Source organism: Sphingopyxis sp. (genome assembly GCF_036675685.1).
Taxonomy (GTDB): domain Bacteria; phylum Pseudomonadota; class Alphaproteobacteria; order Sphingomonadales; family Sphingomonadaceae; genus Sphingopyxis.
On record NZ_JAKFEM010000009.1, the window covers coordinates 22,516 to 48,935 of the forward strand.

Here is a 26,420-nt window from a genome sequence, read left to right on the forward strand (position 1 = left end):
CACGCTGCACCCATGCCATCCCGCGCATATCGCAGAGATTTGGTCGACGGCGAGTCATGAGCGATCGGCCGTACAAGGTGACGCCCGTCTTCGATGAGGTGACACTCCCCAAAGCGCTTCGCGCCGCGCACAATACCAAAGCAGGCGTGTGGGGCGTGATCCGGGTTCTCGACGGAGCCCTGCATTATTTCGTGGGGGGCAAAGCTGAGAAGGGGCTGCTTCTCACCCCGGACCGTCCGGGTCTGATTGAACCGGAGCAAGTGCATCGGGTCGAACCGCATGGATCGATGCGGATGCAGGTCGAATTCTACGACCATCTCCCCATCCTTCCCGACTGACCTTCATCAAAGGAAATTGAAATGACCAATCCGTTAAGTGCGGAAACCATCGCGCTCGTCAAAGCCAGCGTCCCGGCGCTCTCGGAACATGGGGCTGCCATCACGGCGCGGATGTATGAGCGGCTTTTCGAGGATGACCATATCCGCGGTCTCTTCAATCAAGCCAATCAGGGTGAGGGCGGGGCGCAGGTGCACGCCCTTGCCGCCGCCATCCTCGGCTATGCGCAGAATATCGAGAATCTCGGGGCACTCGCGCCGGTGGTCGAGAGGATCGCGCAGAAGCATATCGGCTATCATATTCTGCCCGAGCATTATCCCTACGTCGCAGCCGCACTACTCGGTGCGATCGGCGACGTGCTGGGAGAGGCGGCGACTCCCGACCTCCTGGCAGCATGGGGCGAGGCCTATTGGTTCCTCGCCAACATCCTGCAGGCGCGCGAAGCGCGCATTCGCGGCGGCATCGAACAGACTCCTGGCGGATGGCATGGCTGGCGCCGTTTTCGCGTCGCGCAGAAGATCCAGGAAAGCGCCGTCATCACCTCCTTCATCCTATGCCCGATCGATCGGGGTCTCGTTGTGCCGCACAAGCCTGGTCAATATCTGACCTTGCGGCTTCCCGTCCCCGGTCAGCCCGAACTGAAGCGCAACTATTCCATCAGTTGTGCTCCCAACGCGGATTATTATCGCATCTCGGTAAAACGCGAAGCCGATGGTCAGGGCGGCTCGCGCTTCCTCCATGACGCGGTCCAGGTCGGCGCCGTGCTCGAGGTCACGCCGCCCGCCGGCGATTTCTTCCTGCCGGACGATCCGCGGCGGCCCGTCGTCCTGCTTTCAGGCGGCGTCGGTCTCACGCCTATGGTCAGCATGATCGAGACGATCGCCGAGCGCCATCCCGACCTTGAGACATTCTACGTCCATGGCACGCTGAGCAGCGCGACCCACGCGATGGACGAACATATCCGCGCTCTAGCGCGCCGCCATGGCCGGATTGCAGTGACGACCTTTTACAACGAACCGCAGGCGGTCGATCGCGCGGGCGAGACTTTCGACCATGCCGGGATCATCTCGACCGACTGGCTGCAGCGCAATCTGCCGTTCGATCGCGCCGATTTCTATCTCTGCGGTCCCAAGCCCTTCCTGCGCGCCTTCGTCAGCGAGCTCTCGCTTGCCGGCGTGGAGGCTGACCGGATCCACTATGAATTCTTCGGCCCCGCAGACGAGTTGCTGGCCGCTTGAATTTAGGCTGATAAGAAACCGCTGTATCGATAACCGGCTCGGGGCGAAATTCTGGCCGCATGCCCCAAGCTTTGCATTTGCCGACAGTTGGAGAGACCGGTGTCGCGATCGGTACGGCCTCCCGTCCTGCGTCTTGATGAACTCGTCGCCATCCTCCTAGGACGGAGGACAGGCTGCCGGGAGGACGATGTCCCGCCGAAATGTGCTTGTGTCCGTGGCGCAAGAAAACTCTCCCGCCAAGATGCGGCAGGTGCGCACCACGCCGCTGGTGGAGGCTATGCCTTCAGCGACATCAGTTCGCAAGCTTGCGGGTCAATCTTCTGATGGCTCCGACAAGCAGAAGAGCGAACGTGAACCAGATGCTCGCATCCTGCATCATCCGGGGGTGCGGACAAGCGCCAGCGCAGCCGGTTGGTCGGACTTAAGGCGGCGCTGTGCTGTCCACGCTGCAAGTCCGAGAGCGGCCATCAGGGCCATGAGCAGATAGACCAGCGATCCGACCTCATCGTACAGGGCTCCGCCGAGGAGTGTCGCGCATCCCATGACCAGCCCGGAAGAAAAAGCCGCGTTCACCTGCTGCGCAGCCGAGGCACTCCCCCGCGGCGTCATACGATCGATGAGCTGCAGCGCCGCGATGAATGGCGCCGAAAGCGTAAGAGCGTGCAAGGCTTGCAAAAGCCAGAGTGCCCAAAGCGGTGGCGCCATCGCGAGGAGGAGCCAGCGCACAATCGACGCGGCCGCGGCCACCATCAGCATTCGCTCCGGTCCGATTTTTCGGCGCCATGGTTCACCAAACCAGAGAAACGCGACCTCGCACGCTACCCCCAGTCCCCACAGCAACCCGATCGTTCCGCTACCGACCCCTTGTGCGCGCGAGATCAGCGTCGAGAAGCTAAAGTAAAAGGCATTCGCGCCCTGAATGAGTCCGGCGGCGAGGATTATCAACATCAGGCGTCGATCGGAAAATAAAGCCCGAAACGCCGCCGTGCGTTCGCGCAACCCGGGAGCGTCACCTTCATGCACCGCGTCGGCCGGGAGGAGCAGGCGTACTGCCACAGCCGAGAGTAGCGCCGCGGCCGCGGAACCTATGACAGCGATTGCCGCTCCATATGGGACGAGCAACAATCCAACTCCGACATTCCCGGCGACATAGGCGGCCGAGCCGATGCCGCGTGGAACCGCGTAGGTAAACCGCTCGCCAGCGGCGCGTCGCAATACGACGACATCGATGAGAGGCGAAACGCCGCTGATAGACGTCGCGGCAACGAACCAGAGGAAGGCGACGACAGGAACGCTGGACGCGGGCAGGAGGAGTGTGAACGCTGCGGCAGCTGTAAGAAGAAGCAGGAGGATCGGCGTCCGCCGCTCTCGAAAGCCATCGGCCCACAACGCGATCAGCGGACCGGTGACGATGCGACCCAGCATAGGCAGGGCCAGCACGACACCAATCTGCATGCCGTCGAGACCGTTCGAACGAAACCATGTCGGCATGTAGGGCGTAGCGATGCCGGTCCCGAGATACACCGCCGCATAGACCGCGCCATAGCGGATCGACCCTCCATGAGTTGAAACAGGCACAGCTTTTCTCCCGACCTGCCTCAGCTGCGAGCCGTGATCGATAATTTCACGACGGGGTCGCCGCCCGTGGGCTCATGCGCGCCGCGAGAGAAGACGCAGCTCCTCCGCGTATAGTTCGGGTGCCTCCCACGCGGGAAAGTGACCGCCCTTCGGCATAACCGTGTAACGCTGGACGTTGTACAGACGCTCGGCGAGTTCACGCGGCGCGAGAGCAAGGTCGCACGGCCACATCGCGACGCCCGTAGGTGCGCGCACGAAGTCTTCGGCTTTTAGCGCCGGGCGAAGCCTTGCCGCCTCATAATAATAGCGGATCGAGGACCCGATGGTATTCGTCATCCAGTAGATCATAATGGTGTCGATCAGGGTTTCGCGCGGCCAGACCGACAGGACATCGCCATCGCAGTCCGACCATGTGCGGTATTTCTCGAGTATCCATGAGGCGAGTCCGACCGGACTATCTGCGAGCGCGAACGCGAGGGTCTGCGGACGCGAGCTTTGGATAGCTTGGTAGCCGCCCTCGTCGCGTTGCCACCGCGCCAGTCGCACGTCATAGGCCAACTCCTCCGCGGTTCGGGGTTCATTGCCCGAAGCGCGGGGTTTGGGCGCAACGGCTGAAATGTGAGCGGCGAGCACACGATCGGGGTGCTGCAGCGCAATTCTGGTGGCCGTGCCTGACCCGATATCGGTCCCGGCTGCGACAAATTGATCATAGCCAAGAAGGGTCATCAATTTGGAGAAAAGATGGACCGGCTCCAACTCGTAGGGCTTGGTGGGGCGATCCGAGAAGCCAAAGCCCGGCATCGTCGGGATCACGACGTCGAAAGCCGGGGAGCCGGATGTGAGCAGGGGCGCCAGTCGCTGATATTCGGCGAAGCTCGATGGCCAGCCGTTCATGAGCAGCAGCGGGATCGATTCCGGGACGCCAGAACGGTAATGCAGGAAGTGCATGCCATGCCCATCGATGGCCGCGTGATAGTGAGGAAGTTTGTTGAGGAGCTTGACGCGTGCGGCCCAATCATAATGATCTCGCCAATAGCGAACGAATTGCTCAAGGAAACGACGCTCGGTCCCCATCGACCAATCCTCGGTAACAGCGTCGGCCCAGCGCGTGTTATCGAGCCTGCGCTGCAGGTTTTCCACCATCGCTGCATCGAAAGGAATCTGGAAGGGAGTGACCACGGATATTTCCTTTGAAAAGCCGGCTCTGCCGAGCGGGGATGTAGCCACGGCGGCCAGGAGCTGCCTCCGGTTCATTAGCATCGGCATCGGCCCTTGTTTTTCGATTCTTAGTAACCAGCTAACTTATATTGACGGTAACATCAAGAGGTGACGAGTGCCCGAACATCGTGAGGGGACGCCCGAGTGGCTCAGCGACCTGGAATCTTTCCTTTGGTGGGATTTCGATGAGCCGGAACTGTGGCGCAACTGGACTGCGAAGCGCGGCTGGACCGCAGCACAAACCAGCTTTGAAGAGGCCTTGAGCCTTCAGAAGATGCTGCGGGACCTTGAACGTGTGAATAACGGCATGGAGGCTGCGCCGACGCAGGTCGAGCGGCTCAATCAGGCCATCGAGGCGCATGCACTGCGCCCAGATGTTTCAAACGGCGGCGAGGTGACGATCCGCCCGTCCGGTGCCGACGACCCCGTCGGACATGTCTTGGCCCTCGTCGTACGTGCGATGCACGACGGCGTCTGGAAGCGCTTTAAATTGTGCAGGGACGAAGTCTGCCGGGCCTCCTATTTCGATGCGACGAAAAACGGCGCCAAGACCTGGTGCTCGATGGAGACCTGCGGTAGCCGGAACAAGATGCGCCGTTTCCGTGCAAAGGGCGCGTAAGCGCTGTCGCAAGATTTGACACGTATTCGCCGAGGCGGCCATGACGTGGTGGCGATCGACCGATGGTCGCCGAACAGACCTCCAGCGTGACAGTCACCGATCGAACGATGGATGCGTAGTAGCTCGTAACTCTCTTCGCGCGCACGCAACGCCTTCAACAGCGCGCCGCGCGTCGGCGACACAGTTGCCAGCTCCATAGTCCCGTCCGTTGACCGAATTATCTAATCAAGATATTAATGTCTTGTTCGGATTATATTTCTCCATACGGCAGCGGCAAAGGCTGGAGAGGGGGCAACAATCAAGGCAAGGGGAAACGCTATGGGGATACGCTCATGGATCGCGACAGCGATGGCGGTATTTATCGCAGTAACCGCAGGGATCGCATGGGCGCAGGCTCCCTCGCTTAAACCTGATCCCGATGCGCCGCCTGCCTCGACGGGGCTGGTGGCAGCGGCGCCTCCGGCCATCGCCGGCGGCCATGACCTGAACACGGAAGACGTCGATGCTTGGCTTGATGGCTACATGCCCTATGCCTTGCGTAGCGGGGATATCGCCGGCGCTGTTGTCACCGTCGTAAAGGACGGACGCGTCATTGCGGCCAAGGGCTATGGTTATGCCGATGTTGTCCAGCGTAGGCCGGTGGATCCCGCGAGAACCTTGTTCCGGCCGGGCTCGGTTTCCAAATTGATGACCTGGACTGCCGTGATGCAGCTCGTCGGCGCGGGAAAGATCGATCTCGACGCCGACGTCAACAAATATCTGGACTTCCAAATCCCGCCGCGCGGCGGAAGGCCAGTGACCATGCGCCAGATTATGACGCATACTGCGGGATTCGAAGAGACGGTGAAGGACCTCATCGCATATAATCCCAAGAGTGCAATGCCGCTCGGGCAATATCTCAAGCGTTGGGTGCCGCGCCGCATCTTCGATCCCGGTACGACCCCCGCTTATTCGAACTGGGCGACGACGGTCGCGGGATATGTCGTCGAGCGCGTGTCCGGCGAGACTTTCGAGAATTATGTCGAAAAGCATATCTTTATACCGCTCGACATGCGCACAGCGAGCTTTCGCCAGCCTCTCCCGGCCGCATTGGTCCCGCTCGTCGCAACAGGTTATCCTCGGGCGTCGGCGCCCGCCAAGGGCTTCGAATTCGTCATTCCGGCGCCTGCCGGAGGGCTCTCGGCTTCGGGCCTAGACATGGCCAAGTTCATGGCCGCGCATCTCAAGGGCGGCAAAGGCGTGCTCGAGCCCGCCAGCGCCGGCATGATGCATAATAGTCCGTTGAACCGGGTCGATCCGATGTCGTTGATCCCGCCGCTCAATCGCATGGAGCTCGGTTTCTTCGAGACCGGGGTCAACGGCCGGGACGTCATCGGCCACCTCGGCGACACCGAAAATTTCCACACGTCGCTATACCTGTTCATGAAGGAAGGCGTCGGTTTTTACGTCTCGTTCAACAGCGCGGGACGCGAGGGCGGAGCGCGTGTCCTGCGCCGGCAGTTGCTGCAAGATTTCGCCGACCGGTATTTTCCCGCGACGGACCGCGATGGACAGGTCGACGCCGTCACCGCCGCCCGGCATGCAAAGGCGATGGTCGGACTGTGGATCAGCAGCCGCCGTAGTGAATCAAGCTTTCTCGGCGTCCTCAACCTGTTCGGTCAGACACGCATTTCGATCGACGCGAAGGGCGGCCTTGTTGTCGATTCCCTCAAAGGTCCCGGCGGCGCGGTGCGACAGTGGGACGAGATCTCGCCCTTTGTCTGGCGCGCCCGCTACGGGTCCGAGCGGTTGGCCGCGAAAGTCGTGGACGGGCAAGTTGTGCGATGGAGTTCGGACGGCTTTTCACCCTTCATGATGTTCGATCGCGTCCCGGCATCGATTTCGTCAGCCTGGCTGCTGCCGGCAATCTGCTTCAGCCTGAGCGTGCTTGTCCTAACGTTCCTCTACTGGCCGGCGACGTGGTTCATTCGCCGCCGCTACGCGTCGCCACTCAAGGTCGGCGGGGCCGCGCTCAACGCCTATCGGGCGACCCGCATCATGTCGCTTTTGGTTCTGATCGTGGCCAGTGGATGGGCCTGGTTCATCGTCTCGGCATTCAGCGACCTCGATAGGCTGAGCAGCAACTCGGACTGGATATTGTGGCTGCTGCAGATTGCGGGCGCGATCATTTTCGTCGGCGCCGTTGGCATTGCGGGATGGAATGCATGGCTGACGTGGCGCGGCGGACGGCGCTGGGCGGCCAGAATTTGGAGCATCCTCATCTTCTTGTCCGCCAGCGTCGCGCTCTATACTGCCGCTGAATTCGGGCTGCTCTCAATGACGGTGAATTACTGATGGCGCGCCGTCTAATCGAGGCCGGGACCCTTCGGGGGGCGGAACTGTTTCGGATTCAATCACCCGATCGGTAGCTCGTGAGGGTAATGGCGTCGCCGCCCCCGGTCATTTGGCGCCGGTGCCCGGCTGCCACACACGCCGCGGCTGTGGGGCAAGGCAGCTCGCGCCACCGCCATCGTCCCGCTGTTTACGCGATGTCGGCCGGTCTGGCGGCCAGCGGCGGCATTTTGGAACTTGACCACAGACCGTGGTTCTAACGAGCGACCGTCAGCGCTTCCAAATCGCTATTTGGACCACTCCCAATCGCGCGCGTTAGCTCGGCAGCCGCCCGACGTTGCCGCACGACCGCGGACAATTCGCCCGGTGCCCGCTCCTGTCGGTTTCCCGTCGCGCAAGGCAAAATCACCGTTCACAAGCACATCGATCACGCCGGTCGATAATACCGCCGACTGCTCATAGGTCGCGTGATCCTGGATCGTGGCAGGGTTGAACACCACGATGTCAGCAAAATGCCCCTTCTTGAGACGCCCTCGGTCGCGGAGAGCGAGGTTGTCCGCAGGCAGACTGGTGAGTCGCCGAACCGCGTCGGCCAGGGTGATGTCTTTCGTGTCACGAACATAGTGACCTAGAAGGCGCGCGAAATTGCCGTAGGCACGAGGGTGATTTTTGGCGAGCAGGAACGCGCCCTCCGGCGCGGGAGCCGCTTCATCGGAGCCGAAGCTCATCCACGGCTGACGAATGGCTTTGCGGACATTGTCCTCGCTCATTAGAAAATAGGCCACACCGACGCGCGTCCCGTCTTCGACAACGAGGTCCATGGCCGTTTCTTCCGGGCTCTTGCCGCGCATCTTCGCCACTTCCGCAAGCGTCTTTCCCGTGAGCGGCTTGAGCGCGGGGTTTTTGAAGGCGAGCAGGAGCATCCCGTCCGGGCCAGCACCGGCATAAAGATTCTCCCACGTCTCGGGATGCGGGTTCTCCATTTCGGTTTTAACCCGGGCTCGTATGGCCGGATCCGTGAGCCGCGCGATCCACGCCTGGGTTCCGCCCGCTTGCACCCAGGACGGCATCGCCGCATCGAGCCCGGTCGCGCCAGCTGTATAGGTGTACATGTTCGCACTGATACGCGTCCCGCTCTCCCGCGCCGCGTTGATCATCCCGATGACCGCATCGATCTTTCCCCAATTGTCGCGCCCGGCCTGCTTGAAATGATAGATTTCGGCAGGGGCGCCCGACGCTTTGGCAATCTCTATGGTTTCGCGCACCGCCTCTTCCAGACGGTCGCCTTCGCTGCGCATGTGCACCGTATATATCCCGCCGCATTGGGCTGATACCTTTGCCAGCGCGATGAGCTCGGGTGTTTTGGCAAAGGTCGCAGGGGTATAGATCAACGCGTCCGTCAGCCCGAGCGCGCCCTGTTCCATGGCTTCCCGCGTCAGTTTCTGCATCTCGACGAGCTGCTCCGGCGTTGGCTGGACGTCGTTCGATCCGAGAACATATTGGCGTATCGTGCTGGCACCGACGAACGTCGCGACATTGGGAGCGATCTTACGCTGCCCGAGCTTGTCGAGATATTCGCCCAGCGTCGTCCAGTCGATCGGGATATGAACATCGCCTTGTTGATCGAGGAATTCACGCTTCATGGCAGGACTGAGAGGACCCATCGAAATCTCGCCCATCACCTCCAGTGTGACGCCCTGTGTTAAGTCCGACAGCGCGCGGCCGTCGACCAGCAAGCTCTCTTCAGGGTGCGCCAGCATGTTGATGAAACCCGGCGAAACGGCCTTGTCGCGAGCATCGATCTCGCTCGTACCAGTGCCGGACACATGCGGCCCGATCGCTACGATCCTGTCCCCCCTGACTGCAACGTCGCCAACATAGGGCCTGCCGCCCGACCCGTCGTAAATCGTCCCGCCACGGATGACGATATCATATTGCGCTGGAGCCGCTGCACCGAGAAGACCAAGTGCCAGAAGCGGCAATACCAGTTTTTTCATTTCGCGGTCTCCGTTGTGAATAAGGGGGGCTCTTGATTAAAGCTGCAATGGGTGTGCATTGGCTCGACGGGGACCTCCGCGACTTGGCTCGTCGCGGCGGGAGGCAGGCGGACACAAAATTCGCGCACCCAGGCTCGCACAAATGTGTCACCCGATATTCGCCGACGCACCGCTCGTCTTTCCAGTCGCGCAGCCCAAAGGCGGTCTTGGCAGGACCAAATGCGGTCGTGTCGCCCGGAAACAACAGGCAGAGCGAAGAAGGCGCGAGGTCTTGGGGCTCCGACATAGAATCGCATCATCGTGTTCAACGTCAGAATTCGGCACCAAGCGTGATGCCGATGGTCCGCGGTCGGATGACCCCAACGCCAACGGCGTCGTTCGGATAGCCGCCGGCTGGCGCTGCACTTGTCCGGCCTGCGGCATTCGTCAGGTTCTTCACATAGGCTTCAAACGAGAACCGCCCGATATCAACGCCCGCGCGAAGGTCGACGACATTGTAGGAGGGCAGCATCATCTGGTGCCCATATGTTGCGAAATAGGCGGGATTATAATTGCCCGACTGCTTGCCCAGAAGCCGGATCGAGCCTCCGACATAGGCACTGGCGTCCCCTCCCAGCGTCCATTGATAGTCGGCATTCATATTGGCGCTCCATTTCGGCGAGAACGGCAATGCGTCGCCGTCGCGTCCGCCGACCAGCTGCGGGTCGGTAGGCGCGGTAAGACGAGCATCGGTATAAGCGCCGTTCACAGAGACCACAAAGCCCCGCGCGGGACGCAAGGTCGCGGTAAACTCGAGGCCGTCGCTGCGTGCGGATCCGCCATTGGTATTTACGCCGAAATTGTTGATCACTGCGAGCAACTGGACGTCGGTCCAGTCGATATGGAACGCCGCGATGTCGATGGTAAAGCTGCGATCGGCGGTCTCGCCCTTGAAGCCCGCCTCATAGCTGATCAATGAGTCCGAATCGTAGGAGGCAGGCGTTCCTACCGGCGCCGATGGCGGAATGATATTGGGGCCACCCGGTCGGAAGCCCTTGGCGATGCGCGCATACAAGCTCGCGGACGAGCTAAACTTGTACTGCGGCGCGACCGACCAGGTGAACACGCTCTCGTTCGACTTGCCCGACAGCGCAGGCGGGGCCAATTGCCCCCCGCCGCCCTGATCTGCGGTCTGCTTGTTATAGCTGTAGCGTCCACCGAACGTCAGGTCGAACTGTTTACCCAGATGAAGCGTGCCATTTGCGAAGCCGGCAATTTCTTCGTATCGCGAGCGCAGGAAAATGTCGGCGAGCAGCGGAAAGCCAGCGGTCGGCGTCAGCGTACCCACATCAAACGCATCCAGCCGCTGTAGAATCGCGCCCTTCTCGTTCGTGTAATAGCCGCCGACCAGCCAGTCGAGCACGCCCTTGCCGTTCGACGACAGCCGCAGTTCCTGGGTAAACTTCGTGAGGTTCGTCTGTTGCGTTAGACCAAGGTCAACCACTGGGCCGGTTACGGGATCGTAGAGGCCTAATAGGCTACCATATTCGAGGGTGTAATCGTCGAGCAACCCTTCCTTCAGCGTGCTGTAACTGGTCGATGAAACGAGGTCGGCAAAACCCAGCTCGCCCGAGACCGTACCATTATAGAGCCGATAGCGGATATTGGTTTCGACCGGCACAAATTGCGACTGGGTTTCCCTCCCATATAAGGTTCGCAGCGTCAGGGGGTCGCTTTCGACCACATTGCCAGCCCCGGTGTTCAGGTCCTGCAGTATGGCGGTGAGCCGAACCGAGAATGTGTCGCTCGGTTTGAGCATCGCCGAGACGCGGCCGCCATAGCTTTTTGAATCATTGATATTGCTGGCCACGTCCGAGCCACCCGTACCAATCGAGTCGATATAGCCGGTGTAACTGCGATAGAATCCGGACCCCCGGATGGCGACCTTGTCGGAGACTGGCAGATTGAGCACCGCCGAACCCATATAGGACAAGTCGCCGCCATCGACGGCCTCGACGCTGCCGCGCGCGCGGGCGACGATACGCGTGGCGTCCGGCTCGGCGGTCACGAACTTGATCACGCCACCCAGCGAGCTCGCGCCGTAGAGCGTGCCTTGGGGTCCGCGAAGCACCTCCAGACGAGCAACGTCGAACGTGTCGAACTCGCCCGCAAGGATCGCCCCGTTGACCTGTCCGCTCGACGAACCGAACGGTGTCTCGTCGACATAGGTGGCGACCGTGGCTGCGACACCGCCAGTGTTGATGCCGCGCAGCACCAGCCGCGCTTCACCCGGATTGCTCTGCGACAATTGCAGGCCCGGAATCAACTTCGCATAGTCCTGAAAACTTGTGGCCTGATTGCGCTCGAGCGTCGCGCCACTGACCACCGAAACCGACTGCGGCACGTCGATCAGTGTCTGCCGGAATTTCTGTGCCGTGACGATAATGTCGCTGTTGTCGCTGCCCCTGTCGACCATCGCGGGCTTATCGACCGTCGTGGTCTCGTCGCTGGGGCCGCCCGCCGACTGTCCCCAAGCGAGCGAAGGCATGAGCAGTGCCGTCATGCTGCAGGCAAGCGATAAAGTGATCCGCAACCTATTCATCGTCAGTTCCCCCCATTTTATCCGTCTGGTGATGTGGCTCAATCAGGACCTAATTATCATATTAGATAATATTCGTCTCATATAGAAAATTGTCAACTTTATTCGCTCGGTACTTGAGTGATCGACATCGAGCGAGATTTCCGGGCGCAGGGGCGTCAACAAGATGCAAAGCGGTGGGCTTGAAGACGCGCGTCCGAGGCCAGCCGGCATATGCAGAACTCGCGGCTGTTCCGAATTGCGAAACAGCGCGAGCCACGCCTATTGCCCGATTGTAGCGGGCGCACATGGCGGTCGGCCCTTTTGCCCGATCCTGATCAGGCGACACTTTCCCGCAGCAAATCCTTGCGGCGTACGTCGTCGTCGCCCAGGAAGATGCTGACACGTTCGATCGACAAACGGATCATGGCGTGAAGGGTGTCGATTGTCACACCTGCCGCATGCGGGGTCAGGATCACATTCGGGACATCGGCCCAGCGAGCAGCGGGTGTGGGTTCGGTCTCAAATACGTCGAGCGCGGCGCCGCCCAAGCGCCCCGCCTTCAATGCGTCAATCAGCGCCGTTTCGTCGATTACTGAGCCGCGGGAGACATTGACCAAAATTCCATCGGATCCCAGAGTATCGATGACGGTCCTGTCGACCAGCCCTTTCGAGGAATCGTCGGCGCGGCAACAGACGACCAGCAACCGCACCCCTGATGCCAGGTCGTGAAGGCTCGCCGCACGGGGAAGGCCGGTACCCGGGTGGGCTCGCGGTCCCCACCAGCGCACGTCCATCCCGAGTGCCGCAAGGCGGTCGGCGACGGCCCGACCGACGGATCCCAGGCCGACGATGCCTGCGGGCGCGTTCCGCATCGAATGACGTTGCGGCAACCGGTTCGAGGCCAGCCAGCCGCCGCCGCGTATCATTCGATCGTCCGCCGCAATGCCGCGCCAAGCGGCGATCGACAGCCCCAAAGCATGATCGGCGACATCGTCGGCATTGGCGCCCACTGCCGCGAGCACGGCGATGCCGCGCGCGTTGCAATGCGCGACGTCGACCCCGTCGAAACCAGACCCGACGCAGACGATGAGACCCAATCGGGAAAGGCGTTCGACCAGCGCGGGCTCGACCTTATTCTCGCCCGCGGTCACGATCACGCCTATCTGAGAACCTTTGGCTTTCAGGAAGGCATCGGCGTCGCCAACGTCCCATAGGCAATGCACCTCGTGCGCGGCACCGAGGGCCGGTAGGATGGGCCGCATATTTTCGTGGATCAGCAGCACGTCGCTGCCGTGCGTCGTCAACGTCATGCCATTAATCCTTGTAGGACGGGTCTATGCGGTCCAGCTTGCGGACCATCGCGTCGAAGACCAACCGTTCGACTGACGACATGTCATTCGCGGGTGCGTCCTTTACGGTTTTCCGCAGGGCTGATTTGTGGGCATTGCGTATGTCGGCTGGAATTTCGATCAGCGCCCCGCCGCCCGACTGCGCGGCCAATTGAATTTCGCAGGCGCGCTGCAGCGTCAATATCGCGCTGAACGCAGCCGCCACCGAAGAGCCACAGGCAAGCAGCCCATGGTTGCGCAGGATCATGTGGTTTTTAACACCCAGATTCTCGACCAAGCGGACTTTTTCCCCTTCGGTCACCACCGAGCCTTCGAAGTCATGGTAGGCGAGATGGTCGAAGAGCATCGCCGAATAGAAGCTCGTCGGGATCAATCCGTTCTGTTGCTGCGCGACGCCCATGCCGGCGGTCGTATGGGTATGGATCACGCAGTGCGCGTCGTCCCGCGCATCGTGGATCGCGCTGTGGATGGTGAAACCGGCCTGGTTCACCGGCCATTCGCTCTTGCCGACGACATGGCCGTCGATATCGATCCGCACAAGGTCGGACGCGCAGACCTCTTCATACAGGAGCCCGAACGGATTGATCAGGAAATGCTTTTCCGGTCCCGGCAGGCGAAGCGAAATATGGGTGAAGATATATTCGTCCCAGCCCAGCAGGGCGACGATACGATAGAAGGCGGCAAGGTCGGTGCGAAGCTGCCGTTCGCTCTCGCTTGTCGCCCGCGCGATATGCGTTGTGCTGGCCATGTCAATCTCCCTGAGAAGGCGAGGCGCGCCGAGCTCCTGCGCCATGGCCTCCTCATAAGAGGCGCGCGGCCCGGTTTCGGACCGGGAGGCGCAAGAGGTTCCGTCTCACCGCAAGATAGTCGCGCTCGCGTCCGGCGCCGCCCGCCGCCGCCAGGTGGCCGGTACGGGGAGGAGCTCGAAGCGGCAGGCCTTGGCCCCCGAGATGCCGCGCACCGGCAGCGAAGAAGGCCAGGACTTCGAGATCGACCGCGTTCTGGGCAAGCGAGCGCGGTGATGCTGCGGCCGGTCCGGCGCGAAAGTCCGCTCGGATGCATTCCATATAAAGTGCATTCGCTACGGGGGCAGCACATGTGCTTGCTGCTGTCATTCTTCGTCTCCGACGGAAGCAGGGGCCGTAGGGTGCGATAAGCGCCATCAATAGCAGCAACCTGGTCCGCCGCTGGAAGTGGAGCGCTGGCTTCCTTGGGCGGGCTGCCGCGCGTAAGTCGAAGACGCCGAACCCGCCAAGGCATGTAAGGATTTACGACATGACGACCGCTCTTTATCCGTCCCGCAGAAAGCTTCTTTGCTTTGGAGCCGGAGTGATCGCGGCAATGCCCTTTTTGGCGGCACAAGCAGGTGCGGTTCCGCGAGCCGCGATACGTACCCTTGGGTTGATCGTGCCGCCGGCAGGCGACATCCTCCCTCCAGAACCTCAGCAAATGTACCCGGAGGGGTTTCGTTTCATTTCGAAAGGTTTGGGCCTCGAGCGGCTTACTGTACAAGGCTATTCGTCGGTAATTGATCGTGTCGCCGAACTTTCATCGGGCCTGGCGGCGGAGGGTGCCGAGGCGATCGTGCTGATGGGGACATCATTGAGCTTCTTCCGCGGGGCGGCCTTCGACGCGGAGTTGATCGCGACGATGCAAAAGGCCTCTGGTCGGCCCGCGATCACGATGAGCCGCGCGGTTGTCGAAGCTCTTCGCGAAGTTGGCGCGCGTCGATTAGCTGTCGGAACCGCTTATGTCGACGAAGTGAACGCCAAACTCGTAGCCTATATGACCGAAAGCGGGTTCGAGGTGCAGGGCCTGCGTTCATTGCAGCTTGGCGATGTTGCAAGCGTTCTCAAGGCCCAGCCGCAAGATGTCATGAATGTCGGCCTGGAAGCTGCTGCCGCTTCGCCGTCGGCCGATGCGCTCTTTATCTCCTGTGGCGGCCTGCGCACTTTGAATTTGCTGGCACGGCTCGAGAAAGCCACAAAACTTCCGGTGGTTTCAAGCGCTACGGCCGGGGCGTGGGGCGGGGTAAGGCTCGTGGGTCACAGTGGAAATGTGGAAGGCTATGGTTGCCAACTTTCCGAGGCGGACCGGTGCGGGATCGATGGCGCTTAGCAGGATGTCCTCGATGCGACGCCTGCATCGAAATCTGAGGATGTTGATAGAGCAGCCCGCTTGCGCGAGGGCCGGGTCTTTTTCCTGTTAGAACGCGGGCAGGGCCGATCCGCCAGCGCAAGAGGTGTGAGGCGGTTGGGCATTCCCCGATCCCCTGCGCTCCGCATGAAGCGGGTTCACTGCATGGGCAGCTTCCCGCTGTGATTCTGTCAGGAAAGAGGTTCTGGCGGCAGCCGGACTTCGAAAAGTCGAAGGCCGGAAGAGGACAGCTGCAACGATAATAAAGGGTGTGACCATGAAAGCGATATCGATCCTGCTAACGAGTGCGGGAGCTGCAACTCTCTGCCCGGGTCCGGTCCAAGCCCAGGAGGCGCCTCTGGACAGCGGAGAAATCGTCGTTACCGCGCAAAAGCGGTCGGAAAATATAAACGATGTCGGTATTTCGATCACCGCGCTTTCCGGTGAGGCGATGGCGACCCAGAACATCACCCAGGTTTCGGATTTCGTAAAGGTCGTCCCCGGGCTGAACTATACCCGCAGCAACTATGGTACGCCCATATTCACGATCCGCGGCATCGGTTTCAATGAAACGAGCCTCAGCGCGGCGCCGACGGTGACGCTATATCTGGACGAGGTTCCACTTCCAGTCCCGGCGATGTCATCCGGGGTCATGCTCGATCTCGAGCGGGTCGAAGTGCTCAAGGGGCCGCAGGGAACGCTGTTTGGGCAAAATTCCACCGGCGGCGCGATCAATTTCATCGCGAACAAGCCGACACGCGAGCTCGAGGCGGGGTTCAGCCTGACAGTAGGACGCTACGATCAAGTCGATACTGAAGCCTATGTCAGCGGGCCCATCGCCGACACCCTTCTCGCGCGGGTGGCCGTGCGAAAGGAATATTCGGGGCCATGGCAGAAGAGCAATTCTCGCGACGATCGGCTGGGCAAGGTCGATCGCGTCAGCGGCCGTCTGCTCCTGCAATGGCAACCGATCGAGACGCTTCGTCTCAACTTCAATGTCAATGGCTGGCAGGACCGGTCGGACACGCAGGCAGGCCAGTTCCTCACCGTCATCAACCCGTCACCCAGTGTGCCCGCAGTCCTGCGCGAAACGCCCCCGTCTCCCGAACGACCGCGGGCCGCCGATTGGGATCCGGACGGGGATTTTTTCACGCATGACGATTTCTATCAGCTTTCGTTGCGCGCTGATTATGACATCGCCGACGAAATTACGCTGACGTCGATCAGCGCGCATCAAAGGCTCGATCGCCGCAACCGGACCGACACCGAGGGGTCGCCCTTCCAGGCGTTCACCGTTTTGAACGCCGGGTCGGCAGAGACGTTTTCGCAGGAACTCCGCCTCGCGGGTCGCCTCGGCCAGGACATCCGCTGGGTGCTGGGCGGCAACTATCAACGCGACAGCATAAACGACACGACGCAGCCGCAGACGAGAACATCGAGCTTCCCTTTTCCGGGGGTGGAGGCCCGCAGCGCCAACAAAATCCGCACCTATGCGGCATTCGGCAACATAGACTGGGAAGTGGTTCCCGATGTCACGGTGCAGGCAGGTGCTCGATATTCGGACCAGCATCGCGCCTATGAAGGATGCACCTATGACCTGGGCGATGGGGGCGTGAGTGCAGTTTTCGGATCGATCGCATCGGCCCGGCGCGGCGAGACCGTGACCATTGCCCCCGGGTCATGTGTAACGCTGGGCCCCGATTTCCTGCCCGCCGTCTACCGCGACAATTTGAACGAAGACAATCTGTCCTGGCGGCTTGGCGTGAACTGGAAGCTCGACGCGTCCGCTTTGCTCTATGCGAACGTCAGTCGCGGGTATAAAAATGGCAGCTTCGTGACCAGCGGCGCTACCTTTTCCGGGCAGCTTTTTCCCGCGACGCAGGAATCCGTCCTCGCTTATGAAGCGGGCTTCAAACTCGGCCTGTTCGACCGGGCGGTCCAACTCAACGGCGCCGGATTCTTTTATGAATATGATGACAAACAGGTTCGCGGACGGGTGCTCGATCCCACCTTCGGCTTGCAGAATCGCCTGATCAACCTCCCTCGCTCCAGAGTACAGGGCGGAGAACTGCAACTCGTCGTCGCGCCGGTTCCTGCCCTTCGATTCAATCTTGCTGCCTCCTATGTCGATTCGAAAATCCTCGGCTCATTCAACAACATCAGCGCGCTGGGACGGGAAAAGGACCTTGGCGGCGAGAACTTTCCGCTCACCCCCAAATGGCAGCTGAACGGCGACGTCCAATATGATATCGAGGTCGGAAAGGCGACGCTGCTCTATTTCGGCGTTGGCGCGACCTACCAGAGCCAGACGAACGCGGCGCTCGGGCAAGAAGCCTTGCTTCGCATGAAATCCTACGCTCTGGTCGATTTGCGGGCGGGCGTGCGAGACATCGACGACAGGTGGCGGATCAGCGGATTCGTGCGCAATCTTGCGAACACTTACTATTATACGAATGTGGTGTTGCCGGGCCCCGATACGGCGGCGCGCTATGCTGGACGCGGTCGCTCCTATGGGGTCACATTGGCGTATCAATATCGCTGATATTCGAACGGGCAGGTCACCCCGTCCTGCCAAGTTGCCGACATGCAGGTCCGGGCACCGGTGCAATCCGGTGTTCGGACCGAGGCGAGCGGTCCTTTTTAACGGGGAGCCGCTCGGGAGGCGGGCCTAGTCGGTGTCGCGGCGAAAAACCTGAACGGGAATGCCCTGCACGACCGATCCGGCCGACGGCACGTCGATCATCTGCTCATCGACAAGCAGGTTGAAATTTTCGCCCGGCAGAGCCGCCGCGACGCCGAGGCGCATACCCTCGTCCCGGTGGCCCCACCCATGCGGCAGGCAGACGACACCCGGCATGATCTCTTCGCTTGCCTGCACTGCGATCACCATCTCGCCGGTTTCCGATCGGAGGCGAATTTCTTCTCCCTCGCAAACCCCGCGCGTGGCCATGTCGCGGGGGTGCATCTGCAGATAGTGATCGGGCCGCCGCGCCATGAGCCGCGGACTGTTGTGCATCCAGCTGTTGTTCGATCGCGCGCTTCGCCGACCGATCAGCAACAAGGAGTCGCCGGCATCCCGCTCGGCCCGCAGACGTTCGAGATCCTTCAATATGATGGTCGGAGCAACGTTGATGCGGCCGTTGGCGGTCAAAAGACGCTCTGGCAAAGACGGGGTCAGAGGGCCGAGGTCGATGCCGTCCGGCTCGGCCAGAAGCGCCTCGAACGTGAGGCCGGGATGCCAGCCAGAAGCAAGTTCCTCGGCCAGCACATCCTCGGGAGACCGTCGCACGGGCGGCGTCGATCCTGAAAGCGCGGCAAGTCTTCGCGTAAGCTCGTCGAGAATCTGCCAGTCGGGTAGCACGTTCCCGCTGGGCTCGAACACCGGCGGAGAGTAATTCGCAAAGTTGCGCACGGCGAAAGTGGCCGAGAATGTCGGATAGTGGCCACGCTCGAGCGGAGAGGTTGAGGGCAGAAAGATATGGGCGTGGCGGGCGGTCTCGTTCAGGTAAATGTCGATCGACACAAGACATTCGAGAGAGCTGAGGGCCCTGTTCACCTTTGCGGTGTTAGCCAGCGACGAGGCCGGGTTACCGGCAAAGACGATCAGCGCGCGCAACTGGCCGGGCCCGGGCGCGAGGATCTCATCGGCGAGGGCTGCGACCGGAAGGGCTCCGCCAATCCCGGGGAGTCGGCCGACACGGCTGTGCTGGCGGGGCCACGCCGCTGCCAACTCCGGACGCAGGAGGCGCGCGACCGCAGGTTTCGCAAGCAAGGTCCCGCCGATTCGATCCAGGTTGCCGGTGAGCAGGTTGAGGAGTTGAATAGCCCAGTGCGCCAAGGTGCCGAACTTCTGAACGGAAATGCCAATGCGGCCATAACAGGCGGCCGTGGCGGACCGGGCGAAATCCGTCGCGAGCGCCACAATGACATCGCGCCCGACGCCTGTGATTTTCGCGGCCCGTTCGGGCGTGAACGGCACAATCGCTGCCTCCACGTCGTCCAATCCGTCGATGAGTTTCGACAGGTGCCCGGGCTTGACCAGCTTGTCGCGAAAAAGCACGTGGATCATTGCCAGAAGCAACTCGGCGTCGGTTCCCGGAACAATGAAATGATGCGCGTCCGCCATCTTCGCGGTTTCGGTCTTGCGCGGATCGATGACGATGAAGCGTCCGCCGCGCGCCCGAAGCGCGCGCGCATGACGGGCAAAGCCCGGCGCCGTCATGAGACTGCCGTTTGAGACCAGCGGATTCGCACCCAGCATCAACAGAAAATCCGTCCGTTCCAGATCAGGAACGGGGTGCATGAACTGATGCCCGTACATCAGCAGGGAGACGAGCATGTTCGGAAAAATGTCGATCGACGCCGAGGAATAGACCTGCCGCGTACCCAGTTCCGCGAGCAACGGCCTGAAGTGCGATGCCGAACCGATATTGTGGGCCGAGGGGTTGCCGCTGTAGATACCAACGGCATCGCGGCCGCGCTTGCGCCGGATTGCATCGAGCCGTTCGGCGGCAAGATCAAGCGCGGCGTCCCACGTAACCGGTTCCCAGTTCCGGCCTGTCCTGATCATGGGTTCGCGTATGCGGTCGGGGTCGCCGTGCAGGTCCTGCAGCGCAACGCCCTTTGGACAGATATGACCCCGGCTATGGCGATCATTTGGATTGCCCGCGATCGACACGATGCGGGTATCTTCGGTCTCGATCAGAAGGCCGCAGGCTGCCTCGCAAAGCGGGCAGACCTGGTGGCGAATAGTCCGACTGGGGGACACGGCACTATGCCGCCCGCGGAAAGAAACGGTCGCGATGTTCGGTGAGCCAGTTGGCCAACGTCGTCGGCTTTCGCCCGATAATCATTTCCACGACATCCGACCGGCGCCATGTGACCTCGTTCGCGCGCTCATACTCGAACACGTCGACCATATAGTCAGGCGCCCGCTCATGCCCCATCACCGTCCGGTAACGATCGCCAAGCTCGCGCAGAAACCGCTCCTTTGAACCGTCGTATCCGATTGTCACCCCGAAAATCTGCGTCATCAGGGCTGCGACCTCGGAAAAGCGCAGCACATCGTGTCCGTTGTCAAGATGATAGATCTGGCCGATATGCCGGTGATTGTCGGTAAGCAGGAGGCACGCCGCCACGGCGCCTACGTCGCGCGGATCGATGAAGGCATTCAGGCGGTCTACCGGGACGATCAATTCATGCTGCTCGCGCAGCATCTGCGCCGGCGTCGCCAGGAAATTGTCCATCATATAGGCAGCGCAATTGATGTAGGTCATGGGCAGGCCGGATTGGCTCAGGATGGTTTTGGCGAGCAGGTGCTGCGTCGCAGGGCCGTGCGGCCTGAAATCCCTGATGCTCGCCGGTACGCGATCAAGCGTCATCCCGGGGGGATCGCCCAGCAGACGGACGACGTGCGAAACGGATCTCGCCGCGATCGCGGCACGGGCGAAGATGGGCATCGCGCGTTCTTCGTCGAGAAAATTGGGCGTCACGAGAAAAACACCATCCGAACCATCGAGTGCCGCCGTCATCGATGACTCGTCGAGAAAATTGGCGACCATGATCTGGGCATCGGGGAAAGCGCCTTCGAGTTCCGCCCCCTTTTTTGGCGAGCTGGATATCAGGCGGAGCTTCACAGCGGGCGCGTGCGCCCTCACATGTCGCGCCAACGGACCACCCAGGCGCCCGCTGGCGCCGAAAATCGTGATCAATCCGGGTTTTGGCTTGCGGTTGTCTGGCACGGCATACTCCTATGCGGTCAAGCAAGGGAAAGCTGACGGCGCGCGCGGCCTTCCGCTAGCCGTTGATCGCAGCAACTATTGCCTCAGCGCCATAAGTCTGGATGCCGCTTGTCGGTCAGGCGACGCTTTGTTCCAGCAAGTCTTGGCGACGTCTCCGGTTGTTTCCCGGAAAGATGGCTGCCCGCTCGATCGATAGGCGGATCATGGCATGGAGCGGCCCGTCGCTGCTAGGTGGCCGGTACGGGAACGAGTTCGAAGCGGCAGGCCTTGGCTCCCGCGGCGGCGCAGCACCGCTCATGCGCGACCATGCCCCGCCCGAAAGCGATCGATGCCGCCGCCTGCAGCATCCCGGCGACCGGGGCGCAGACGCCATGGCCTGCATCGCCGAACCCCGCCGCGAATGGGCTGTTCTCGACGGTGATGGCGATCGCCTCGCCGCTTCGATCGACGCTCCAGCTGCCCCAGCCGAGCTGCGGCGCGCCGGCGGCGACGAGGGCGAGTACATCGGGGTCGCCCGCGTGCCGGGACTGATGATAACGGCGGGCGGATCGTCCGCCGAAGCGGGCGACCGCGTATTGAAAAGCAGCAAACGCCGCTGGCCGGTCGGCCGGCGCCAAACCGTGAAACAGCCCCATGAGGGCATCGGCGCGGATCAGCACATAGCGCGCCGGGCCGTCGGTTATCGTCCCGGCGTCGCTATCCCATGCCAGGCGGTCCTTGAACAGATCCACGGCGATGTCCTTCCCATCCTGCAATGCCTTGCGGCAGGATAGGGCGAGCGGGCGCGGCCGTTTGCCGCTCACCGCACTGCCGGTCTTGATAGCGCAAGAAGCGGCGTCGCAATGCGGTTCGCACATTGGCTTGTACCCCGCGCCATTGCTACGCGAGCCGCACCGGAGCGCCTCTCAGCCGGCTGGAGCAACTCGTGCCGCATCCCGACTACCGCGATATTGTGCTGACCACACCGGTGTCCGTTCCCTATGAACGGCACTCGCAGCGCCCGGCGCACTGGTGGCTGGGTCGGGCGCTGCGCGATCTGATCGTTGGCGCCGGTCTCGACAAGGGTGCAATCGACGGGCTCGCCGCGGCGTCATTTTCGCTCGCTCCCGACCCCGTGGTGGCGCTGACCCGCCAGTTCGGGCTCCAGACCCGCTGGCTCGAATCGGTCCCGCTGGGCGGCGCGTCGGGGATCGTCATGCTGCGCCGCGCGGCGCGCGCGGTCGAGGCGGGCGATGCGACCATCATCGCCTGCATCGCGGGCGGAACCCATCGCCCCGGGCTTCTTCGGGAAGTGGTCCGCGATTTCAGCACCGCGTCGCAGGACGCCGTCTACCCCTATGCAAGCGGCGGTCCCAACGGCAATTTCGCGCTGATCACCGACCATTATATGCGGCGGACGGGCGCGCAGCGCAGCGATTTTGGCAAGCTGTGCGTCGCACAGCGCGACAACGCACTTCGCTTCCCCCACGCGCTGATGAAGACCCCGCTCGACCTTGCGGCGTATCTTGCAGCGCCTTCGGTCGCGCCGCCGCTCGGCCTATATGATTGCGTCATGCCATGCGCGGGGGCAGAGGCGTTTTTGGTCATGCACGCGGATACCGCGCGCGCCGCGGGTCTGCCCGCCGCGCATCTGGTCGCCGCCTTCGAGCGCCACAATGGCTTTCCCGATGACCCCGTCCAGGACCGCCTCGGCATCGCGCACGACGCCGAAGCGCTGTGGGCGGCGGCGGGGGTCGCGCCCGCTGATGTCGATTTCGTCCAGACCTATGACGACTATCCGGTAATATCGATGCTGCAGTTCGAGGCGCTCGGCCTGTGCGGGCGCGGGGAAGCCCCCGAATTCGTCCGCCATCACGACCTGCGGATAGGCGGATCCCTCCCGCATAACACGTCAGGCGGCCAGCTTTCGGTCGGGCAGGCGGATGCTGGCGGCGGCAGCCTCGGGCTGGTCGAGGCGATCCGGCAACTGACCTTCTCGGCGCTCGGAGGGCAGGTTCGCGGCGCCCGTGCGGGGCTGGTCAGCGGCTTCGGCATGATCGCGTACGACCGGGGGCTCAGCACCGCCGCCGCTGTGCTGGCCAGCACATGACGGCGCCGGGCCTGCTCCCGCCCGCCGCCCGCAGCAGGGCGGCGCTGCGCCTAGCTGTCGCGGCGCTCGAGGAAGAGTTTTCGCTTCCAGTCTGTCGAGGCTGCGGCCTTATGTCCTATCCACCCGCTGATATCTGCAGCGGCTGCCTCGGCGACGATCTGGACTGGCAGCGCGTGGACCCAGGCGGCGAGATCGTCGCGGCGACGGCGATCGAGCGGCCGATCGAGACCTATTTCCGCATGAACGCCCCGCTGCGCCTGGGGCTCATCCGGCTTGCACCGGGCGCGATGCTGTTTGCCTTTCTCGCGCCGGATATCGCGCCGCACGGCAGGACAAGGGTCGCGTTGCGGCTGAACGCGGCGGGATCGGCGGTTCTCGTCGCCGGAGCCGATGCGGCGCTCCCGCTTCCCGGTTTGTCGGCTCGCCGCGGGACGGCGTGTTTTCTGGCGAGCCCCGACCCGGCGGCCGCCGCCGACCGGCTCGCGTCGGCGCTCGCGAATGATAGCATAGCGCATCACATGGAGGCCGGCGCCGGTACATGGGTTCTCGCGGCGCAGATCGGTGGCCGATGGCATTCCGTCACGATCGGCCCAGAGGCGGTGGCCGCGTGACGAGCCCGTCGATCCTCGCCGCCCAATTCGCGCCCGCCGACCGGAGTTTACCGCAGTTGCTGCAGCGGCGGGCCGGCGCCAGTGACAGGCTTCTGCTCGTGTGCGAGGAGGCGGCATGGACCGCGGCCGAGACTGCCGACCAAGCCGCCCGCTTCGCGCATCGCCTTGCCGCCGCGGGGGTTGGACGAGGCGACCGGGTGGCGATGATATGCGGCAACCGGATCGAATTTTTTCAGGTCTTTCTGGGGTGCGCCTGGCTCGGTGCCATCGCGGTGCCGATCAACACCGCCTCGCGCGGTTTTCAGCTCCAGCATATTCTCGATACGGCAGCGCCGCGCCTGATCGTCGTAGAGACCGACGGCCTCGCGGCACTGGACACGGTGGATCTCGCCGCCGTCGGCATTGGCGGGGTGATGGTTATTGGTGCCTGCGAGACCGCCACCGTCGCGGGGCGGCCCGCCGAGCCTCTTTGCGCCGGCGACGAGGCCATCGTGCCCGCCACGCTCGCCGCCGGGGATCCGCTCGCCATCCTGTTCACATCGGGCACGACCGGCCTGTCGAAAGGGGTGATCTGTCCGCATGGTCAGTTTTTCTGGTACGGCATCTATTGCGGCATCGCGCTCCAGATCAGGGCGGCGGACGTGCTGCATACGACGCTGCCGCTGTTTCACATCAACGCGCTGTGCGGTTTCATGCAGGCGCTGATCCATGATGCGACGCTGGTCGTCGAGCCGCGGTTTTCGGTGTCGCGATATTGGCAAGGCGTGCGCGCGTCGGGCGCCACCGTCGTTTCTTTGCTGGGGGCCATGGTCCCGATGCTCCTGTCCCGCCCCCCATCGCCCGACGAACGCGATCACCGCGTTCGGCTGGCCTCGGGACCGGGCGTACCGGAGAAGCTCCATGCTGAATTTCTGCACCGCACGGGCATCGCGCTGTCCGAAGGCTATGCAAGTACCGAAAGCAATGTCGTCATCGCATCGTTGCCGACCGACCCCAGGCCGGGGACGATGGGCTTTCTGCTCGAGGATTTCGACGCGCTCGTCGCCGATAGCGACGATCAACCGCTTCCCGACGGGCAGGCGGGCGAACTGCTGCTGCGCGCCCGCGAACCCTTTGCCATGGCGCTCGGCTATTATGGCATGCCCGACGAGACGGTGAAGGCCTGGCGCAACCTCTGGCTGCACACCGGCGACCGCGTGATTCGCGAGGCCGACGGCTGCTTTCGTTTCGTCGACAGGTTGAAGGATGTCATCCGGCGGCGCGGCGAGAATATCTCGTCCTTTGAGGTCGAGCAGGTCTTGATCCGCCATCCTGCGGTGACTCTCGCAGCGGTCTTTCCGGTCGCATCGGAGCTTGCCGGCGACGAGGTAATGGCGGCGATCGTTCCCGCCGCGGGAGAGGCGCTGAGCGCAGAGGCGCTCGTGCGCTTCTGCGCTGAGCATATGCCCTATTTCTGTGTCCCGCGCTTCATCGACTTCGTGTCCGACCTTCCCCGCACCGACAACCGAAAGGTGCAGAAATACAGGTTGCGCGAGCGCGGCGTCACCGCCTCGACGTGGGACCGCGAGCGCGCCGGAATTATCGTTAGACGATAGGAAGATTATGCGACAAATCATTGAAATAGAATGCATCGGTGACGCCGATGTGCTTGAATTCGTAGACCGCCCCGATTGCCCGCCGCCCGCGGCGCAGGAGGTGCTGGTCGACGTGCGGGCGATCGGCGTAAACCGGGCCGACGTTGCCTTCCGGTCGGGACATTATCTGGTGCAGCCCAGCCCGCCGTGCGGATTGGGGATCGAGGGCGCCGGGGTGGTGCGGGCGGTCGGTGCGGGTGTCACCCGTTTTACCGCCGGGCAGCGGGTCTGCATCCTCCCCGGCTTTCTGCAAGGCGGAGCCTATGCGACCTATGCGACCGCGGGCCTGTTCCCGGCCGCGAGCCTGATCGAAACGCCCGGCGGGCTCGACGACCGGCAAGCGGCCGCGCTGTGGGTGTCGGCGCTCACCGCCTGGGGCGCGCTGGTCGAGTTGGCCCGCCTCGCTCCCGGAGATTTTGCGCTCATCTCGGCCGCGTCGAGCAGTGTCGGCCTCGCGGCGATCGAGGTCGCGCGGGCCGTCGGCGCCATTCCCATCGCGACGACGCGCAATCCGGCCAAGGTGGCCGAGCTGTTGGCCGCAGGGGCAACCGAGGTCGTCGTTGGCGATCATTCGGCAGTCGCCGGACCGATAAGCGACATCACCGGCCCTGCGGGGCTTCGCATTGCCTTCGATCCCATCGCCGGCCGCTTCGCCGAAGCGTTAGTGCCGTGCATGGGCGAGGAGGGGATCATCTTCATCTACGGGGGCCTGTCCGACGAGCCCACCCGGTTCGACCGGCGCGCGATGATTGCAAAGGGCATCAGCCTGACCGGATATATGCTGGGACAAGTCCTGCGGCGGCCTGAGCGGCTGGAACGCGGGCGCGGTTTCGTGCTCGATCATCTGGAAAAGGGGACCCTGACGCCGCGTATCGACCGAAGCTTCCCGCTGGCCTCCGCCGCCGAGGCGCATCGCTACATGGAATCGAACGCGCAGTTGGGGAAGATCGTCCTCACGGTCTGAAACCGCGCTGGTCGGCGCG

19 protein-coding genes are annotated in these 26,420 nt (G+C 62.6%); 10 read left to right on the top strand and 9 right to left on the bottom strand.

Annotated features, from left to right (window positions below; all coding sequences use genetic code 11):
• Positions 1–56: 56 nt before the first annotated feature.
• Together V6M50_RS04810 and hmpA are read left to right on the top strand one after the other, a co-directional pair.
• Positions 57–338: a DUF1971 domain-containing protein gene (locus tag V6M50_RS04810; RefSeq protein ID WP_332817412.1), complete on the top strand. Its 282-nt coding sequence runs from the start codon at positions 57–59 to the stop codon at positions 336–338.
• A gap of 21 nt (positions 339–359) precedes the next feature.
• Entirely contained in the window at positions 360–1,574 is a 1,215-nt protein-coding gene (gene hmpA / locus V6M50_RS04815; RefSeq protein WP_332817413.1) for an NO-inducible flavohemoprotein, read from the top strand.
• A 375-nt stretch (positions 1,575–1,949) separates the two neighbouring features.
• Here the strand turns inward: hmpA and V6M50_RS04820 are convergent, their stop codons facing one another.
• Complete coding sequence (locus V6M50_RS04820; RefSeq protein ID WP_332817414.1) at positions 1,950–3,152, bottom strand: MFS transporter; 1,203 nt, start codon at positions 3,150–3,152, stop codon at positions 1,950–1,952.
• 72 nt (positions 3,153–3,224) lie between these two features.
• Positions 3,225–4,331: an epoxide hydrolase family protein gene (locus V6M50_RS04825; protein WP_332817415.1), complete on the bottom strand. Its 1,107-nt coding sequence runs from the start codon at positions 4,329–4,331 to the stop codon at positions 3,225–3,227.
• Between the two features lie 154 nt (positions 4,332–4,485).
• On the opposite strand from V6M50_RS04825, the gene V6M50_RS04830 reads away from it, so the two are divergent.
• Together V6M50_RS04830 and V6M50_RS04835 are read left to right on the top strand one after the other, a co-directional pair.
• Positions 4,486–4,989 (top strand): CGNR zinc finger domain-containing protein, encoded by a 504-nt coding sequence (locus V6M50_RS04830; protein ID WP_332817416.1) that lies wholly within the window; start codon positions 4,486–4,488, stop codon positions 4,987–4,989.
• A gap of 348 nt (positions 4,990–5,337) precedes the next feature.
• On the top strand, positions 5,338–7,323 hold the full coding sequence (locus V6M50_RS04835; RefSeq protein WP_332817417.1) for a serine hydrolase domain-containing protein: 1,986 nt from the start codon (positions 5,338–5,340) through the stop codon (positions 7,321–7,323).
• Between the two features lie 284 nt (positions 7,324–7,607).
• On the opposite strand, the gene V6M50_RS04840 is transcribed toward V6M50_RS04835, so the two are convergent.
• The 4 genes from V6M50_RS04840 to V6M50_RS04855 all read right to left on the bottom strand — a co-directional run bounded on the left by V6M50_RS04840 (position 7,608) and on the right by V6M50_RS04855 (position 13,974).
• Entirely contained in the window at positions 7,608–9,317 is a 1,710-nt protein-coding gene (locus V6M50_RS04840) for an N-acyl-D-amino-acid deacylase family protein (protein ID WP_332817418.1), read from the bottom strand.
• A gap of 310 nt (positions 9,318–9,627) precedes the next feature.
• Positions 9,628–11,859 (bottom strand): TonB-dependent receptor, encoded by a 2,232-nt coding sequence (locus V6M50_RS04845; protein WP_332817419.1) that lies wholly within the window; start codon positions 11,857–11,859, stop codon positions 9,628–9,630.
• Positions 11,860–12,212: 353 nt separating this feature from the next.
• Positions 12,213–13,187 carry a 2-hydroxyacid dehydrogenase gene (locus V6M50_RS04850; protein WP_332817420.1) on the bottom strand — a complete coding sequence of 325 codons (975 nt, stop codon included), beginning with the start codon at positions 13,185–13,187 and terminating at the stop codon, positions 12,213–12,215.
• A 4-nt stretch (positions 13,188–13,191) separates the two neighbouring features.
• A complete protein-coding gene (locus V6M50_RS04855; protein ID WP_332817421.1) occupies positions 13,192–13,974 on the bottom strand; it encodes a class II aldolase/adducin family protein in 783 nt (260 codons plus the stop codon).
• 527 nt (positions 13,975–14,501) lie between these two features.
• On the opposite strand from V6M50_RS04855, the gene V6M50_RS04860 reads away from it, so the two are divergent.
• Both V6M50_RS04860 and V6M50_RS04865 read left to right on the top strand, forming a co-directional pair.
• Positions 14,502–15,344, top strand: a complete 843-nt coding sequence (locus V6M50_RS04860) for an aspartate/glutamate racemase family protein (RefSeq protein ID WP_332817422.1) — start codon at positions 14,502–14,504, stop codon at positions 15,342–15,344.
• 295 nt (positions 15,345–15,639) lie between these two features.
• Entirely contained in the window at positions 15,640–17,904 is a 2,265-nt protein-coding gene (locus tag V6M50_RS04865) for a TonB-dependent receptor (protein ID WP_332817423.1), read from the top strand.
• A gap of 126 nt (positions 17,905–18,030) precedes the next feature.
• Here V6M50_RS04865 and V6M50_RS04870 read toward each other — a convergent pair whose 3' ends face one another.
• The 3 genes from V6M50_RS04870 to V6M50_RS04880 all read right to left on the bottom strand — a co-directional run bounded on the left by V6M50_RS04870 (position 18,031) and on the right by V6M50_RS04880 (position 21,960).
• Entirely contained in the window at positions 18,031–20,130 is a 2,100-nt protein-coding gene (locus V6M50_RS04870; protein WP_332817424.1) for a molybdopterin-dependent oxidoreductase, read from the bottom strand.
• 4 nt (positions 20,131–20,134) lie between these two features.
• Positions 20,135–21,103, bottom strand: coding sequence for an NmrA family NAD(P)-binding protein (locus V6M50_RS04875; RefSeq protein WP_332817425.1), 969 nt, complete (start codon positions 21,101–21,103; stop codon positions 20,135–20,137).
• Between the two features lie 227 nt (positions 21,104–21,330).
• The gene (locus tag V6M50_RS04880) at positions 21,331–21,960 is read right to left on the bottom strand and encodes a V4R domain-containing protein (protein ID WP_332817426.1); all 630 of its coding nucleotides are present in this window, start codon (positions 21,958–21,960) and stop codon (positions 21,331–21,333) included.
• On the opposite strand from V6M50_RS04880, the gene V6M50_RS04885 reads away from it, so the two are divergent.
• Genes V6M50_RS04885 through V6M50_RS04900 form a run of 4 tightly spaced genes read left to right on the top strand, consistent with a single transcriptional unit; the run spans position 21,960 to position 26,401 of the window.
• A complete protein-coding gene (locus tag V6M50_RS04885) occupies positions 21,960–23,192 on the top strand; it encodes a thiolase family protein (protein ID WP_332817427.1) in 1,233 nt (410 codons plus the stop codon). The genes V6M50_RS04880 and V6M50_RS04885 overlap by 1 nt on opposite strands.
• Complete coding sequence (locus V6M50_RS04890; RefSeq protein ID WP_332817428.1) at positions 23,189–23,803, top strand: Zn-ribbon domain-containing OB-fold protein; 615 nt, start codon at positions 23,189–23,191, stop codon at positions 23,801–23,803. The genes V6M50_RS04885 and V6M50_RS04890 overlap by 4 nt, the downstream gene beginning before the upstream one ends.
• Complete coding sequence (locus tag V6M50_RS04895; RefSeq protein WP_332817429.1) at positions 23,800–25,398, top strand: ATP-dependent acyl-CoA ligase; 1,599 nt, start codon at positions 23,800–23,802, stop codon at positions 25,396–25,398. The genes V6M50_RS04890 and V6M50_RS04895 overlap by 4 nt, the downstream gene beginning before the upstream one ends.
• A gap of 49 nt (positions 25,399–25,447) precedes the next feature.
• Positions 25,448–26,401 (top strand): zinc-dependent alcohol dehydrogenase family protein, encoded by a 954-nt coding sequence (locus V6M50_RS04900; protein ID WP_332817430.1) that lies wholly within the window; start codon positions 25,448–25,450, stop codon positions 26,399–26,401.
• Positions 26,402–26,420: the final 19 nt, after the last annotated feature.